At 72.0% G+C, this 15517-nt stretch carries 10 protein-coding genes; 9 read left to right on the top strand and 1 reads right to left on the bottom strand.

The window, feature by feature from the left end:
- The first annotated feature begins 8 nt into the window (after window positions 1-8).
- Window positions 9-791, top strand: coding sequence for a pyrimidine reductase family protein (locus tag GKS42_RS19955; protein WP_154795412.1), 783 nt, complete (start codon window positions 9-11; stop codon window positions 789-791).
- 8 nt (window positions 792-799) lie between these two features.
- On the top strand, window positions 800-1990 hold the full coding sequence (locus tag GKS42_RS19950; protein ID WP_154795411.1) for a PQQ-dependent sugar dehydrogenase: 1191 nt from the start codon (window positions 800-802) through the stop codon (window positions 1988-1990).
- Between the two features lie 171 nt (window positions 1991-2161).
- On the opposite strand, the gene GKS42_RS19945 is transcribed toward GKS42_RS19950, so the two are convergent.
- A complete protein-coding gene (locus tag GKS42_RS19945) occupies window positions 2162-6664 on the bottom strand; it encodes a S8 family serine peptidase (RefSeq protein ID WP_154795410.1) in 4503 nt (1500 codons plus the stop codon).
- A 365-nt stretch (window positions 6665-7029) separates the two neighbouring features.
- Between GKS42_RS19945 and GKS42_RS19940 the strand changes: the two genes are divergently transcribed.
- From GKS42_RS19940 to GKS42_RS19910, 7 genes are all read left to right on the top strand, one after another.
- Window positions 7030-7740 carry a winged helix-turn-helix domain-containing protein gene (locus GKS42_RS19940; protein WP_168217910.1) on the top strand — a complete coding sequence of 237 codons (711 nt, stop codon included), beginning with the start codon at window positions 7030-7032 and terminating at the stop codon, window positions 7738-7740.
- A 134-nt stretch (window positions 7741-7874) separates the two neighbouring features.
- Window positions 7875-9671, top strand: coding sequence for a methionine--tRNA ligase (metG, locus tag GKS42_RS19935; protein ID WP_154795408.1), 1797 nt, complete (start codon window positions 7875-7877; stop codon window positions 9669-9671).
- Between the two features lie 10 nt (window positions 9672-9681).
- Window positions 9682-10587 carry a TatD family hydrolase gene (locus GKS42_RS19930; RefSeq protein WP_154795407.1) on the top strand — a complete coding sequence of 302 codons (906 nt, stop codon included), beginning with the start codon at window positions 9682-9684 and terminating at the stop codon, window positions 10585-10587.
- Window positions 10588-10748: 161 nt separating this feature from the next.
- Entirely contained in the window at window positions 10749-11798 is a 1050-nt protein-coding gene (locus GKS42_RS19925) for a resuscitation-promoting factor (RefSeq protein ID WP_154795406.1), read from the top strand.
- Window positions 11799-12061: 263 nt separating this feature from the next.
- A complete protein-coding gene (locus tag GKS42_RS19920; RefSeq protein ID WP_154795405.1) occupies window positions 12062-13537 on the top strand; it encodes a resuscitation-promoting factor in 1476 nt (491 codons plus the stop codon).
- Window positions 13538-13622: 85 nt separating this feature from the next.
- The gene (gene rsmA / locus GKS42_RS19915; protein ID WP_154795404.1) at window positions 13623-14513 is read left to right on the top strand and encodes a 16S rRNA (adenine(1518)-N(6)/adenine(1519)-N(6))-dimethyltransferase RsmA; all 891 of its coding nucleotides are present in this window, start codon (window positions 13623-13625) and stop codon (window positions 14511-14513) included.
- Window positions 14510-15442, top strand: coding sequence for a 4-(cytidine 5'-diphospho)-2-C-methyl-D-erythritol kinase (locus GKS42_RS19910; RefSeq protein ID WP_154795403.1), 933 nt, complete (start codon window positions 14510-14512; stop codon window positions 15440-15442). Before rsmA ends, GKS42_RS19910 begins: the two co-directional genes overlap by 4 nt.
- The last annotated feature ends 75 nt before the right edge of the window (window positions 15443-15517 follow it).

Genomic DNA, 15517 nt, shown 5'->3' with positions numbered 1-15517 from the left:
GGACCTCGATGACCACGGCACCCGAGCCCGCCGACGAGCCGGCCTTCGACACCGGAGACCTGCTCGCCGCCTACGCCGTCGCCGACCGCACCGAGGCCCACCTGCGGGTGAACTTCATCTCCAGCATCGACGGCGCCGCCACCCACGACGGCCTGTCCGGTGCCCTGAACAACGCGGCCGACAAGCAGGTCTTCGACACCCTGCGCCGGCTCTGCGACGTGGTGATCGTCGGCGCCGGCACCGTCCGCGCCGAGGGGTACGTGGGGATGCGGCTGCCCGAGCCGGATGCCGCCTGGCGCCGGGAGCACGGGCTGGCCGAGCACCCGGTGTTCGCGATCGTGTCCGCACGGCTGGCCCTTGACCCGGCGTCAGCGGTGTTCACCGACGCGCCCGTGCGGCCGATCGTGTTCACCGGCCCGGCCGCGCCCGAGTCGCAGCGCGCAGCCCTGGCGCAGGTCGCCGACGTCATCGTGTGCGAGGGGCCCGGCAGCGCGCCGGTGACGAGCGGGGCCGGCGTGCCCGGCGGCATCGACGCCCACGCCATGCGCCGCGAACTCGCCGGGCGTGGCCTGACCCAGATGCTCTGCGAGGGCGGCCCGCACCTGTTCGGCACCCTGATCGGCGCGGACGCCGTGGACGAGGTGTGCCTGACCGTGAGCCCCGTCCTCGAGGGCGGCCCGGCCGGACGGATCGCCCGCGGCGGCCCGCAGCGCACCCTGGGCATGCGCCTCGCGCACGTGGAGTCCGCCGGTGACATGCTGTTCCTGCGGTATCAGCGCCGAGACGCCTAGGAGCGACGATGCGACGGACCATCCGGCCCCCTCGGAGCGTCCGACCTGCACGCGCGCTGCTGATCGCCGCCACCCTCGCGCTCGCGGCCGGCTGCACCGCGGATCCCGAGGGCGGCCCCGTCCCCGAGCCGAGCGCGACCACCCCGGCGGGCTCCACCGAGCCCGAGCCCACCACCGCCGAACCGGACGGACCCACCGAGACGACGCCCCCGCCGTCGGGCCCTCCTGCCGAGATCACCGACGTGCGCGTCGGCGCCACGATCGCGACCGGCCTGCAGACGCCCTGGGGCGTCGCGTTCGCGCCGGACGGCTCCGCACTCGTCACCGAGCGGGACTCAGGGCGGGTGCTGCGGGTCACCGACGACGGCGTCACCGCGCTGGACGCCGGCGGGTCGGGCGGCGCGGTGCCGGACGTCGCCCACGGCGGCGAGGGCGGCCTGCTCGGGATCGCCGTCGGGCCGGACGGCGGCGTGTATCTGTACCTGACCACGAGCGCCGACAACCGGGTGATCCGGATGGACCTCGACGGCGACGCCCTGGTGGACCCGCGGGTGGTCCTGGACGGCATCCCCGCAGCCGGGAACCACAACGGTGGCCGGCTCGCGTTCGGCCCGGACGGCTTCCTGTACGTGAGCACCGGCGATGCCGGCCGGACGTCCCGGGCGCAGGATCTGGACAGTCTCGGCGGCAAGATCCTGCGCCTGACCACGACCGGCGAGCCGGCACCCGGCAACCCGTTCGGCACCGAGGTGTACAGCTACGGCCACCGCAACGTCCAGGGCCTCGGCTGGACCAGCGACGGGCGGCTGTACGCCTCCGAGTTCGGGCAGAACAACCTCGACGAGCTCAACATCATCACTCCGGGCGGCAACTACGGCTGGCCGCAGGTCGAGGGCTGGGCCGGGACCGGCGAGTACCTCGATCCCGTGGTGACCTGGCCGACGTCGGAGGCCTCGCCGTCGGGCATCGCGGTGACGGACGCCGGCGTCTGGCTCGCCGCGCTGCGCGGCGAGCGGCTCTGGTACGTGCCGATCACGCCCGACGGCGTGGGCGAGCCGAGCTCCTACCTGGACCTGGGCAGGCTGCGGGCCGTGACGCTCACGCCGGACGGCGAGCTGTGGGTGGCGACGTCGAACACCGACGGCCGCGGCGAGGTCCGCGACGGCGACGACCGGATCGTCGAGCTGGACGTCTCGTAGTCCTCGAGCTCGTCAGCCCGACCGCCCCGTGGACTCCCCAGGCGGCCGCGTCGCCCGACTCCTCCCACTCGTCCCAGGCGTCGGCGTAGGCATCCTCCCCGCACGCGGCGACGGCCGGACACCCAAGGTGCCCGGCCGCCGTCGTGCTGGGAGTCTCGCTACGGAACTACCTCACAGGTCACCCCGCTCGGTGACAGCCAGCGTGTTCAGGATCGGGTACTCGTAGCTGCGCCGGTTGGCGAACTCGACCTCCAGATCGCCGCCCTCGTGCTCGACGATCACGGTGTGCTGGTCGGCCCACAGGCCGCCGGCCTCCTCCGCGACGTCCACGGCGACCAACGCGTACTCGCCGTTGACCAGCACGTCGAACAGGCGGTCACGCTCCGGGTAGTCCGCGTCGAACTCGGCGAACCCGAGGTCGATCGCGTACGTCCCGGCCGGCGCGTCGGTGAACACGTAGCTGAAGATCCCGGTGCGCCGGGTCTGGAACAGCGTGTCCTCCGTGGTGCCGCCGATCGCGAGGTCGGTCGCCTCGGTCTCGGTGCGCTGACCCGTCCAGCCCCAGTCACCCGCGGAGAGCGGCTGATCGGCAGACCAGGCGAACTCCGCGGCGTCGGTGTAGGCGCCGCCTCCGGCGTTCACACCGACCTGGTAGGCGGAGACGATCAGGGTCACCGGGACCGTGATCGTCGGGACCCGCCCGGCGTTCGTCTGCACCAGGATGTTCGCGCCGTACACCCCGGGCGCGAGGCCCGTGGTGTCCACCGTGACGTCCAGCGTGACGGACCGACCGGCCCGCACGGTGCCCTCGGCCGGGGTGACCGTCAGCCACGGCACGTCCGTGACGTTCGGGTCGCCGACGTCCACGAGGTAGACCTCGCCGGTCAGCTGGTTCGCCGTCCAGAGGGCGCCGGTGGCGTCCAGGTCCAGGCCGGAGCCCGGGCCCTCACCGGCCACCGGGTAGGCGACCGTGGTGATCGTCGAGCAGTCCTCGGGCGAGATCTGGAAGAACGACGTGACCAGCGCGCTGTTCACGTACCAGATCGTGTTCGAGGTGGGGTTGTACGCGATGCCCGCGATGGACGGGTCCTCCGGCGTGCACTGGGCGAGGGTCTCACCCGGGGTGGCGTGCGTGGTGCCCGCCACCGTGTAGATGATGCCCTCGTTCCAACCGCCGATGTAGAAGACGTCCTCGGCTGCGTTGTAGGCCAGCCCGCGCTGGGAGATGGACGACCACGGGGAGCCGGTGAGGGTGGTGGTGGCCGCCCCCGTCGCCTCCTCGAAGCAGTGGATCCCGTTGTCCCCGCCGACGTTCACCTGGCACAGGTCCCCGGTCGTGGAGTCCTGGGCGAGGTCACCGGACCAGGTGCCGCCCCAGTTCGCCGGGAACTGGCTGCCCGGTGTACCGGCCGTCGAGTACTGCTGGTTGACGACCTGCTCCGCGTCGGAGATCCACACGTCGCCGGTGTACCCGACGCCCCAGGCGACCCCGGACAGGTTGGAGTCCCACTGGGCCAGGATGTCCCCGACGGCGTCCGGCGTGACCGGTGCGGCCAGCTGGTCGCGCTGGCCGTCCGTGTACAGGCCCAGCGCCGTGCGGGCGTTCGGGTCGGTCTGAGCGGCCGCCTCCTCGAGTTCGGCAAAGGCCGAGTTGACCTGCGCCAGCGAGGTGTTGCCCGCGGGCACCACGGCTGCGTCCAGTGCGGCCGTCGAGAGCGCCGGCACCGCCGCCGCCTCGTTGACCGCCCGGGGGAGCTCACCGATGGTGTAGGCGAGCGGGGCCGAGCCGGAGTTGGAGATGGTCAGGTCCGCCGTGCGGGTCTGGCCCTCGGTGAGGGTCCAGGAGTACGACGGCGGAGCGACCGTTGCGATGCCCGTCTTCAGCTGCGGGGAGAACCGGTTGCGTTCGCCGTCGACGTTGATCACGACGTCCCGCGTGCGGGTGGTGTACCCCGGGGCCTCGATGTCGACGGTGTACGCGCCGAAGAACAGCAACAGGTTGTAGTCGCCGTTCGCGTCGGTGGTGACCGTCCGCGGCTCGCCACCGTCATCCGGGGTGGCCGTGACCGTCGCCCCAGCGACGGCCAGGCCGTCGTTGAAGTCCGTCACGTTCCCGAACACGGTGCCGTTCGGCGGCAGTTCGTACCGCACCGACGACCCCGTGGCCAGGACGGGCTCGTTGAAGGAGTACTGGCTCGCGACCGTGCCGGACTCGTTCTCGATGCCGACCGTTGCCGAGTTACCGAGCAGGCGCGGGTTCTCCGCGTTGGAGGCCGGGCCGTAGCCGATCTCCACGTCGCCGCCGGCGAACAGGGTGATCGAGAAGCTCACGGTGTCCGTGCTCGAGAACGGGCTCACGTCCCGGTACTCGATGACGAACGCGTCCTCACCGTCGATCGTGGTGGTCGCCGTGTAGGCGGTGCCGCCGTTGCCGAAGGTCAAGTCGTCCCAGAACCCGTAGACGGCGGCGTTCGGTGCGGCCGCCGTCGGCAGTGCCGCGTTGGCGTACGCGGTGATCGCGGCGAGGAAGTTCACGTGCCCGTTCGTGGACACGTACGCCGTCGAGTAGGAGCCCCCGTAGAACGGGAACGCGAACGGTAGCTCCACGGCCACCGCGGCGTCGTCACCGGTCAGGGCGAGCAGGGTGTCGCCCTGTCGGTACCCGTCGGTGCCGACGGAGCAGAAGTACCCGTAGTCGTCCTGGAGGCCGACGAGCGCCGCGTCGAGCGTCTCGTCACCGTCGACCACGAGCTCGGTCGAGAACGGAGCGCTGCACCGATCACCGGTGATGGTGACGGTGTACGTGCCGGCCGGCACGTCGGCGACGGCGTAGGTACCGTCCGCACCCGTGGTGACCGGCTCGATCGGGGCACCTGTGAAGGCGACGGTCGCGCCCGCCACGGGTGCGCCGTCGGCCTCGTTCGTGACGGTCCCGGAGACCGCGAACGACGCCGCTGCCTCCAGTACCAGGTCCACGCTGACGGTCTCCTCGGCTACGACGGTGACGTCGGCCGTGGCCGAGGCGTATCCGAACGCGGTCGCGGTCACGGTGTAGGCCCCGGCGACGAACGTGCCAGTGAAGGCGCCGTTCTCGTCGGTGGTCAGGACCCGCTCGTTCTCACCGGTGACGGTGACGGTCGCACCCGCGATCGGGCCGCCGTCGGAGCTGGTGACCGTGCCGGTCAGGGTGCCTGCCTCGGCGGTGGGTGCGGCCTGGACGAGCGCGAGGGCGTCGAGACGACCCTCACCCCAGACGTTGTTGTCCTCGGCCGTGCCACCACAGGTGGTGTCGTCGACGTCCGTGGCGGTTGCGTCCAGGAGGGCCTGGGTGCCGGCGATGTCACCGATCAGCGACGGTGCCGCGCTCCACAGCAGGGCGATCGCCCCGGCCAGGTGCGGGGCCGCCATCGAGGTGCCCGACGCCGTACCGTAGGCGTCGCCCGGGACCGAGGAGCGCACGTTCGCACCGGGGGCCGCGATGTTCGGCTTGATGGTGCCGTCCTGGCCGGGGCCACGGGCGGAGAACGAGGCGATGTTGCCGCCGGAGTCGAAGGCCCCGACCGAGTAGGTGAGGGTCCGGCTGCCCGGGGATCCGGACGTGGAGCAGGACGGTCCGCTGTTGCCGTTGGACCAGGTGCCGAAGATCCCGGCGGCCTCCCATGCGGCGATGACGTCCTCCATGAACGGGTCGTTCGTCGGGGTGCGCGAGCCCCAGGAGTTGTTCACGATGTGCGGGCGCTTCGTCGGGTCGGCGTTCCCACCTGCGGAGTCGGTCGGCGCGATGACCCACTCGCCGGAGGCGATCAGGTCGGCGTCGGCGCAGGTGGAGCAGCCGTTCGCGGCGATCCAGTCGGCGCCGGGGGCGACACCGATCTGGTTGGCGCCACCGTCGCTGCCGATCATCGTGCCCATCGTGTGGGTGCCGTGACCGTCGGTGTCACACGGGGAGCCGTCACAGGCGCCGGCGACGTCGAACCAGTTGTAGTTGTTGTCCACCGTGCCATCGGCCTGGAGGCCGCGGTAGTGCGCGGCGAGCGCCGGGTGGTCACCCTGGACGCCGGAGTCGATGTTCGCGACGGTGATGCCCTCGCCGGTCACGCCGTACTCGGCCCAGACGTCATCGGCGTTGATGGCGCTGATGCCCCATTCGAGGACGTTGCGACCCATCGAGGAGGTCTCGACCGTGGGGCCGGCGACAGGTTCCTCGGCCGGGTAGGTCGTGGTCTGCCGGATCTCGAGGACCTCGCTGCTCGACGCAGCCTGGCGGGCCAGGTCGAGGGAGCCACCCTGGACCAGGATCGCGTTCGAGATCCAGTGGCTCTCGAAGGTGGCGCCGGCCGCGGTGAGCTCGGCGACCACGCCGGCCTGAGCGGCCTCGGCGGTCTGGACGAGGGCGTCGTGGACGGCGACGCCGCGGGCGTCCCAGTCGGCGGTCGCCGCCGCCGCGCTCAGGTCTGCGCGGTCGGCGAAGCGGATCCAGAAGTCCGCGGAGTCGGCTGCCGACAGTGTCGACATCGCCTCGTCCGTGAATTTCTCGTCGGCTGTGGCCGGGACGGCCGGAGTCGTCGGCTCCGCGGCAGCGGGGATGATTGCGACGGCCATCGTCGCGACCATCGCCGCTGCCGCAGAGGCGGCGACCACCAGTCGTCTGGCGAACATCAGGGGTGTACGCACTGTGCCTCCATGTGACGACGCGTGCCCGGGCGGTGCTCGGGTACGCGTATGTGATCCCCCGGATCAGGGGATTCCGCCACGCTTCCGTGAACCGGGTAACCGGACAAGGACGGCATCCGGCCAGAACGCGGTCAGGTTGCGGTCAGGTCACGGTCAGGACCTCGTCACCTGGTCGTCAGCCGGCGATCAGGCAACGTTCAGGTGATGGTCAGGTGGCCGTCGCCCGGTGTTCAACCGGTCGCCGGGCGGTGTGTCGGGCGCGCCACGCCGGGTCCGTGCGGGGCCGGAGTGGCCCGAACCCTTGACCTGACCTGCGCAATTGGAAAGGATCACGGCAGACCGCACTCGGGGGAGGTAGCAGTCAGGTGTCTATTGGGGATCTTGAGACCGAACGCAACTACGTGCTGTGCATCGGGGTGCCGCTCGAGGTGTGCAGCGAGGTCGCGCGGCTGGTCGGGCCGCACGCCGTGGTGGTCGCCGCCGCCGACACGCACGCCGCCAGGGAGTTGCTCGCCCACGACCGCTACGACGCTGCCGATGGCGTGAGCGATCTGGTGCGCGCGAGGTCCAGCCGGGCGGCCTCCGACCACGGGGTCGGCAGCCACACGGTCGGGGACTGGGCGGCCGCAGGCCCGCCGGGCCGGCGGGACGTGGCCGAGCGCTCGGATGCGGCCGGTCGGGCCGATGCGGTCCGCAGGCGTGATGCGGCCGACCGGGCCGATGCTGTCGGTCGGGCCGATCCTGTCGGTCGGGCCGATGCGGCCGGCCGTGCGGCCCGGATCTTCACCCGCGGACCGCTCCAGGTGAACCTGGCCACCCGGGAGGTCACCATCCGCGGCCGGCGCGTGCACCTGTCCATCCGCGAGTTCGACCTCCTTGCCGCGCTCGCCTCCGAGACGGACCGGGTCTGGTCCTTCGCCGAGCTCACCGCGAACGTGTGGCGGACCGGCTACCTGGGGGACTCCGACGTGGTCGTCTCGACGGTCAAGCGGCTGCGCCGGCGCCTCCTCGCGGCCGAGGGCCTCGAGGTCGCCTCCGTGCGCGGCATCGGGTACCGCCTGAAGATCGCGAGCTGACGCGAACGCTCAGGCAGTACCTGCGCCCTGAGCAAGGAGGGTGCAACGGCCTTCCTCAGGCACGAGGTACTGCCTCACCGCCGCCGCCCTCACGCGGGCTCGTCGCGACCACGGCGCGCCCTAAGATCGAACGCATGACCCGCATCCTCTCCGCCGTGGCCTGGCCCTACGCCAACGGCCCACGGCACATCGGCCATGTCGCCGGCTTCGGCGTTCCCTCCGACGTGTTCTCCCGGCACATGCGGATGGCGGGTCACGACGTGCTGATGGTGTCCGGCACCGACGAGCACGGCACTCCGATCCTGGTCCAGGCGGAGCAGGAGGGGGTCAGTCCCCAGGAACTCGCGGACCGGTACAACCGGGTCATCGTCGAGGACCTCACCCAGCTGGGGCTCACCTACGACCTGTTCACCCGCACCACCACCTGCAACCACTACGCCGTGGTGCAGGAGATGTTCCGCACGGTGCACAAGAACGGGTACATGATCGAGCAGACCACCAAGGGTGCGATCTCGCCGTCGACCGGGCGCACGCTGCCGGACCGCTACATCGAGGGCACCTGCCCGATCTGCGGCTACGACGGCGCCCGCGGCGACCAGTGCGACAACTGCGGCAACCAGCTCGACGCCATCGAGCTGATCAACCCGCACAGCCGGATCAACGGGGAGGTGCCGAAGTTCATCGAGACCGAGCACTTCTTCCTCGACCTGCCCGCGTTGTCCACGGCGCTCGGCCAGTGGCTCGGGACCCGCACCGGGTGGCGTCCGAACGTGCTGAAGTTCTCCCAGAACCTGCTCGAGGACGTGCGTCCGCGTGCGATGACCCGGGACATCGACTGGGGGATCCCGGTGCCGCTACCGGGCTGGGAGGAGAACCCCGCGAAGCGTCTGTACGTCTGGTTCGACGCGGTCATCGGGTACCTGTCCGCGAGCGTGGAATGGGCCCGGCGGTTCGGCACCGGGGAGGAGTGGCAGCAGTGGTGGGGCGACCCGGCTGCCATGCAGTACTACTTCATGGGCAAGGACAACATCACCTTCCACTCCCAGATCTGGCCCGCCGAGCTCCTCGCCTACGACGGGCTCGGTGACAAGGGCGGCGCGCCGGGGGAGTTCGGGACCCTGCAACTGCCGACCGAGGTGGTCTCCAGCGAGTACCTCACGATGGAGGGCAAGCAGTTCTCGTCCTCGCGCGGCGTGGTCATCTACGTGCGGGACATGCTCGCCCGGTACCAGCCGGACGCGCTGCGGTACTTCATCGCCGTCGCGGGGCCGGAGTCCGCGGACAGCGACTTCACCTGGGCCGAGTTCAAGCGCCGCACGAACGACGAGCTCGTCGCGGGCTGGGGCAACCTGGTGAACCGCACCGCGAACCTCGTCCACAAGAACTTCGGCGAGATCCCGGCCGCGGGTGAGCTGACCCAGCTCGACCGGGACCTGCTCGCGCAGACGTCCGCCGGCTTCGACACGGTGGGCACGGCGATCGCCGGTCAGCGTCAGCGCGCCGGCATCAACGAGGCGATGCGGCTGGTCGGAGAGGCGAACCGGTACCTGTCCGAGGCCGCCCCCTGGAAGCTCAAGGAGGATCGCGAGCGTCAGGGCACCGTGCTGCACACGGCGGCGCAGGCGATCGGTGACCTGAACACGATGCTGGCCCCCTACCTGCCGCACTCCGCCGAGGCCGTGCACGCCGCGTTCGGCGGAACCTCCGCCGTCGCCCCGCAGCCGCGGATCGACGAGGTGACCGACCTGGACGACCCGAGCCGGCACTACCCGATCATCACCGGCGACTACCGGCTCGGCGAGACGCTGGCCGCGTGGGAGCGCAGCCCGGTCGTGGCCGGCACCCCGGTCGGGCCCGCGACCCCGGTGTTCACCAAGCTGGACGACGGCATCGTCGAGGAGGAGCTGGACCGGCTGCGGAGCCGGGCGTAGGCCGACGGCGATGAGCAAGCGACGCCGGGACTGGCCGGAGGCACCCGAGCCACTGCCGGCCGCGGTGATCGACAACCACACCCACCTCGAGTCCATCGCCGGGGTGCTGGCCGACGGCGTCCCCGACCCCGGCGTGGCCGGTCACCTCGAGCGGGCGGCCGGGGTGGGCGTGCGCGCGATCGTGCAGATCGGGTGCGACCTCGACTCGGCGGGGGTCAGCGTCGAGATGGCCCGGGCGCACCCGCAGGTCGTGGCCGGCGTGGCGATCCACCCGAACGAGGCGGTCCTGCACGCCGGGATCCACGAGGTGGCACCGGACGGGATGGCACCGGCACCGCTGGCCCGCCATGACGTCGGGCTCGATGACGCGATCGCCGAGATCGCCCGCCTCGCCGCCGACTCCCGGGTGCGGGTGATCGGCGAGACCGGACTGGACCACTTCCGGGCCGGCCCGCGCGGGCGGGCCGCGCAACGGGAGGCGTTCCGCGCGCACATCGCCCTGGCGAAGGAGCTGGACCTGCCGATGCAGATCCACGACCGGGACGCCCACGCCGACGTGCTCGAGGTGCTCGAGGCCGATGGCGCCCCCTTGCGCACGGTGTTCCACTGCTTCTCCGGTGACGCGCAGATGGCCCGCCACTGCGCCGACCGTGGCTACTACCTGTCCTTCGCCGGCACCCTCACGTTCGGTAACGCCGAGGGCCTGCGCGAGGCGGCCCGGGTGGTCCCGCAGGAGCTGCTCCTGGTGGAGACCGACGCGCCGTATCTGACCGCGCATCCGTGGCGGGGCCGCCCGAACGCGCCCTACCTGCTGCCGCTCACCGTGCGGGCGCTGGCGCGGGTGCGCGACGTCGATCCGGCCACGCTGTGCGAGGCGCTCACGGCCACCTCGGAGGAGCTCTACGGGCCCTGGTGAGGCGCCGGAGCGGGATCCGCGGGCAGCATTTCGGGCCTGTGGAGGAGGTGTGAACGTCCACACCCTGACCCCTCCGGTGTGGCCAACGAGGTCACGGATCGGTTACGGTCGAGGCTCGGCCAACCCCTCCTAGGCCGAATGCAGTCAGAAGAGGACTCCCTGTGTCAGTTGAGAATACTGGGTCGCGCCACCGCGCCGATTCACCCGCAACAACCGAGATTCCCCGCCCGCTTCGCCGCCTGATCGGTGTCGGTGGCCTGGTCGTCGTCCTCGCCGGCAGCCTCGCCTTCGCCACCATCCAGGCGGATGACCTCGACCCCCAGAGCATCGTCGGCGACGCCGGGGCGGCCCCCGACGTCACCGGTCGCGACAACGTCTGGGCCCAGGTCTCCCGCGGCGAACTGCCGCGCACGGCGCTCGAGGCCGAGAACGAGGTCACCTTCACCGTCACCGTCGACGGGCAGGACCTCGAGATCACCTCGAACGCACTCACGCTCGCCGACGCCCTGATCGACAACGGCATCGTCGTCGGTGTCGACGACCAGGTCAGCTCGGAGATGAATCGCCAGGCCACCGACGGCGACACCGTGACGATCGCCCGGGTCGGCACCCAGTACGGGGCCGAGACCGTGGCGATCCCGTTCGAGACCGTCGAGCGGGAGACGTCCGCACTGCCGGCCGGGACCACCCGCGTGGACACCGAGGGCGTCGAGGGTTCCCAGGTCACCGCGTTCACCGCCACGTACGAGAACGGCGTCGAGGTCTCGCGCACCAACAGCGCCGTGATCCTCGTCTCCGAGCCCGTGGACGAGGTCGTGCTGGTCGGCACCGGCTCCACCACCACTGCCGCCGCGCCCGAGGACTCGGGCTCCTCCTCGTCGTCCACGGCGCCCAGCGGCAGCTACAGCGGCAGCGACCCGCGCGGGATCGCCCAGCAGATGGTCACGGCCCGCGGTTGGGACTCCAGCCAGTGGTCCTGCCTCGATAGGTTGTGGCAGCGGGAGAGCAACTGGAACCCGTACGCGCAGAACCCGTCCTCCGGCGCCTACGGCATCCCGCAGTCCCTGCCCGGGTCGAAGATGGCCAGTGCCGGCTCGGACTGGCAGACGAACCCGGCCACCCAGATCACCTGGGGCCTGAACTACATCGCGGGTCGCTATGGCACCCCCTGCGGCGCCTGGGGCCACTCACAGTCGGTCGGGTGGTACTGACCGGAATCGGGTTCGGCGGACACCCGCCACCGGTCTCCGTATCACGACGTGTGTCGGCTCACAAGCAACCCTTCTGGCGCGTTGCATAACGATTGAGTTACAGTCAACCCGGCCCTACGGGTCGAACCATGCGTGACCACGGGTCGGTCACCACCGCCGGAGCGTTCCTCCCTCGCTCCGAGGAGGCGACCGGACGACCCGCGCGAGCGCACCGAGTGCGGATCCTCCCTCCCCCGATCGGACCCGCCTGACCTAGGACGTCTGTGAGCCTGTTCTCCAAGAAGCAACCCGATCCCACCCCAGAGCCGACCGACGAGACGGCCGAGACCGAGGCGACCTCCGCCGTCGGGCCCGACGGCGCAGCGCCCGTCGGCGAGGCGTCGTCCGCCGATGCGGCCGTGGACGCGGCAGACGACACCGGCGCCGAGGCGCCGGCCGGCTCGTTCGACGACGTCGTCGCCGGCTACGCCGCATCCGCGCAGCCGGACTCCGGCACGACCGCCGAGTTCGGCACCGAGGACGCCGGCTCCGGCTCCGAGGACGATGCCGCGGCTGCCACGGCGACGCCCCGCCGCCGGTCCCGCCGGGCGATCATCGGGATCGCCGCCGCCTTCGCGCTCGTCGTGGGGACCGGTGGCGCCGTGTTCGCCTCGGCCCATAAGACCATCGACGTGGACGTCAACGGTGAGATCCGCACGGTGACCACCTACTCGGGTGACATCGGGGGCCTGCTCGAGCAGGAGGGCATCACCACCGGTGAGCACGACCTGATCGTGCCGTCGCTCGAGGAGGCACTCGTCGACGGTTCCGACGTCGTGGTCCGGACCGCCCAGCAGGTCACCTTCGAGGTCAACGGCGAGACCACCGACCTGTGGACCACCGCGACCACCGCCGGGCAGGCCGTCGCCGACGTCGCCGGCGCGGGTCGTGACATCCAGATCACCGCCTCGCGCTCCGTGGACGGCCGGGCCGAGCTCGAACTCCCGCTCGTCACCGACGGCCCCGTGGTGTTCGAGGTCGACGGCACCAGCACCACGGTCGAGATCGAGGGTGAGGCCACCCTCGACGAGGCGCTCGCGCAGGCCGGGCTCACCCTGTCCCTGCAGGACACCGTCGCCGTGACCGCCCGCGAGGACGGGACCCCGGTGGTCACGATCACGCGTCGGTCCTACGAGCCCTCCGTCACCACCGCGCCGATCGCCTTCGAGAGCGTCGAGCGGGAGACCGACGACCTCTACGTGGGTCAGTCCCGCGTGGTCCAGGAGGGTGTGGACGGCGTCACCACCTCGACCTTCACCAACCAGATCGTGGACGGCATGGTGGTCTCCACCAAACTCCTGCGGACCGAGGTCACCGACGCGGTCGCCGAGGTCACCGAGGTGGGCACGGCCGAGCGACCGGTCGCACCACCGGCGCCCGCCCCGTCCTCGGGGGGCTCGTCCGGTTCCGGCTCGGGCTCCGGGTCCAGCGAGCCCGACCCGCCGGCGAGCACCGTGGGCGGCGACGTCTGGGCTGCCCTGGCCCAGTGCGAGTCCGGCGGCAACCCGTCCATCGTGAGCTCGAACGGGCTCTACCACGGGCTGTACCAGTTCTCGGTGGGCACCTGGCAGTCGGTCGGTGGCTCCGGCCTGCCGTCCCAGGCCTCGGCGGCCGAGCAGACCCAGCGCGCGCAGATCCTGCAGGCGCGCTCCGGTTGGGGCCAGTGGCCGCACTGCTCGAGCGTGCTCGGCCTGCGCTGACCGACCTCCACCGACCCGGGCCGTCCCTGCACAAGCGGGGGCGGCCCGCGTCGCGTTCCGCGGACTTTCCCCTAGGCTCTCAGTCGTGACTGAGCCAGCGGCCCCTGCCGACTCCGGTGTGCGGCTGCTGACGGCCTCCGACGTGCGCGCCCTCGCCGGCGAGCTCGGGCTGCGGCCCACCAAGACCCTCGGGCAGAACTTCGTGATCGACGGCGGCACGGTCCGACGTATCGTGCGGGTCGCGGGCGTGAGCGCCGCGGACACGATCGTCGAGGTCGGTCCCGGGCTCGGCTCCCTCACGCTCGGGCTGCTGGAGACCGGCGCGCGGGTGACCGCCGTCGAGATCGACCCCGCACTCGCGGCCCGGCTGCCCCGGACGATCGCCGAGCACGCGCCGGACGCCGCGGATCGGCTCACGGTGATCGGCGCCGACGCGATGACCGTTCGCGAGCTGCCCACGCCGCCCACCGCGATGGTGGCCAACCTGCCCTACAACGTGGCCGTCCCGGTGCTCCTCACGTTCCTCGAGCACCAGCCCACGCTGCGCGAGGTGCTGGTGATGGTGCAGGCGGAGGTGGCCGACCGGCTCGCCGCCGGGCCGGGCTCGCGGACCTACGGGGTGCCGTCCGCGAAGGCGGCCTGGTACGCCGAGGCCACCCGGGCCGGGTCCATCGGGCGGAGCATCTTCTGGCCGGTGCCGAACGTGGACTCCGCGCTGGTGCGGCTCGTGCGCCGGGACCCGCCGGCGGCGACCGTGGACCGGGCGGCCGTGTTCGCCTGCATCGACGCCGCCTTCTCCCAGCGTCGCAAGATGCTGCGCTCGGCGCTGGCGACCTGGGCGGGCTCCGCAGCAGCCGCCGAGGAGGCGATCCGGGCCGCCGGGGTGGACCCCGAACTACGGGGGGAACGGCTCGACATCACGCAGTTCGCCGCGATCGCCGCGCACCGGCCGCTGGCCCAGGACCTCCCGCGATGACTGACCCGCGCCCGGCGGGCGCCGTGCACGTGCGCGCCCCCGGCAAGATCAACCTGTCCCTCGCCGTCGGGTCGAAGGGGGAGGACGGCTACCACCCGCTCGCCACGGTGTTCCAGGCGGTCACGCTGTACGAGGAGGTGCTCGCGGTCCCGGACGAAGTGATCCGGGTCAGCGTCACCGGCCGGCACACCGACCGGGTCCCCACCGACTCCCGCAACCTTGCGCACCGCGCGGCGACCCTGCTCGCCGAGGCCACCGGCATCGACGCGGGCGTGCACCTACAGATCACGAAGGGTGTGCCCACGGCCGGCGGCATGGGTGGCGGGTCCGCGGACGCCGCCGCGGCGCTGCTCGCCTGCGACCTGCTCTGGGGCACCGGGCTCGCCCGGGAGGAGCTCGGTCACCTCGCGGGCGAGCTCGGCGCGGACGTGCCGTTCGCGCTCACCGGGCAGACCGCCGTCGGGCTCGGGCGCGGTGACGCGCTCACCCCGGCGCTGGCTCGCGGCCGGTTCCACTGGGTGCTCGCGATCATCGAGGACGGGCTGACCACCCCCGAGGTGTTCCGCGCCTGGGACCAGCTGAACTCCGGCGCCCGGTTCGCGCCCCGGATCTCCGACGCCCTGATGCAGGCCCTGGTCGCGGGAGATCCGCGCCGGCTCGCCGGGCACCTGCGCAACGACCTGCAGATCGCCGCGATCGAGCTGCAGCCGCGGCTGCGGGAGGTGTTCGCGGCCTTCGACGAGACCAGCGCCCTGCGCGCCCTCGTCTCCGGATCCGGACCCACCGTGGCCGCGCTGGCCCCGGACCACGCGACCGCGCTCGCCATCGCCGCCGCCGTCGAGCAGGCCGACGTGGCGGACGAGGTGCTCGTGGTGAGCGGCCCGGCGCACGGTGCCCGGCTGGTGGAATCCGTGCGCGACTCCGAGTAGGCGCTCGCGTCGCTCAGGGAATGATGATGGTCTTGCCGAGCAGCTGGCCGGCGACTGCGCGGTCCTGTACGGCGG

The organism is Occultella kanbiaonis (assembly GCF_009708215.1).
Lineage (GTDB): Bacteria > Actinomycetota > Actinomycetes > Actinomycetales > Beutenbergiaceae > Occultella > Occultella kanbiaonis.
Note: the sequence above shows the minus strand (reverse complement) of the source record. Positions and strands in the feature narration are given on the sequence as shown.

Bases quoted from the DNA above. Each gene is read 5' to 3' on its own strand.
- GKS42_RS19955 (WP_154795412.1), top strand. From the start codon at position 9: ATGACCACGGCACCCGAGCCCGCCGACGAGCCGGCCTTCGACACCGGA.
- GKS42_RS19950 (WP_154795411.1), top strand. From the start codon at position 800: ATGCGACGGACCATCCGGCCCCCTCGGAGCGTCCGACCTGCACGCGCG.
- metG (WP_154795408.1), top strand. From the start codon at position 7,875: ATGACCCGCATCCTCTCCGCCGTGGCCTGGCCCTACGCCAACGGCCCA.
- GKS42_RS19930 (WP_154795407.1), top strand. From the start codon at position 9,682: ATGAGCAAGCGACGCCGGGACTGGCCGGAGGCACCCGAGCCACTGCCG.
- GKS42_RS19910 (WP_154795403.1), top strand. From the start codon at position 14,510: ATGACTGACCCGCGCCCGGCGGGCGCCGTGCACGTGCGCGCCCCCGGC.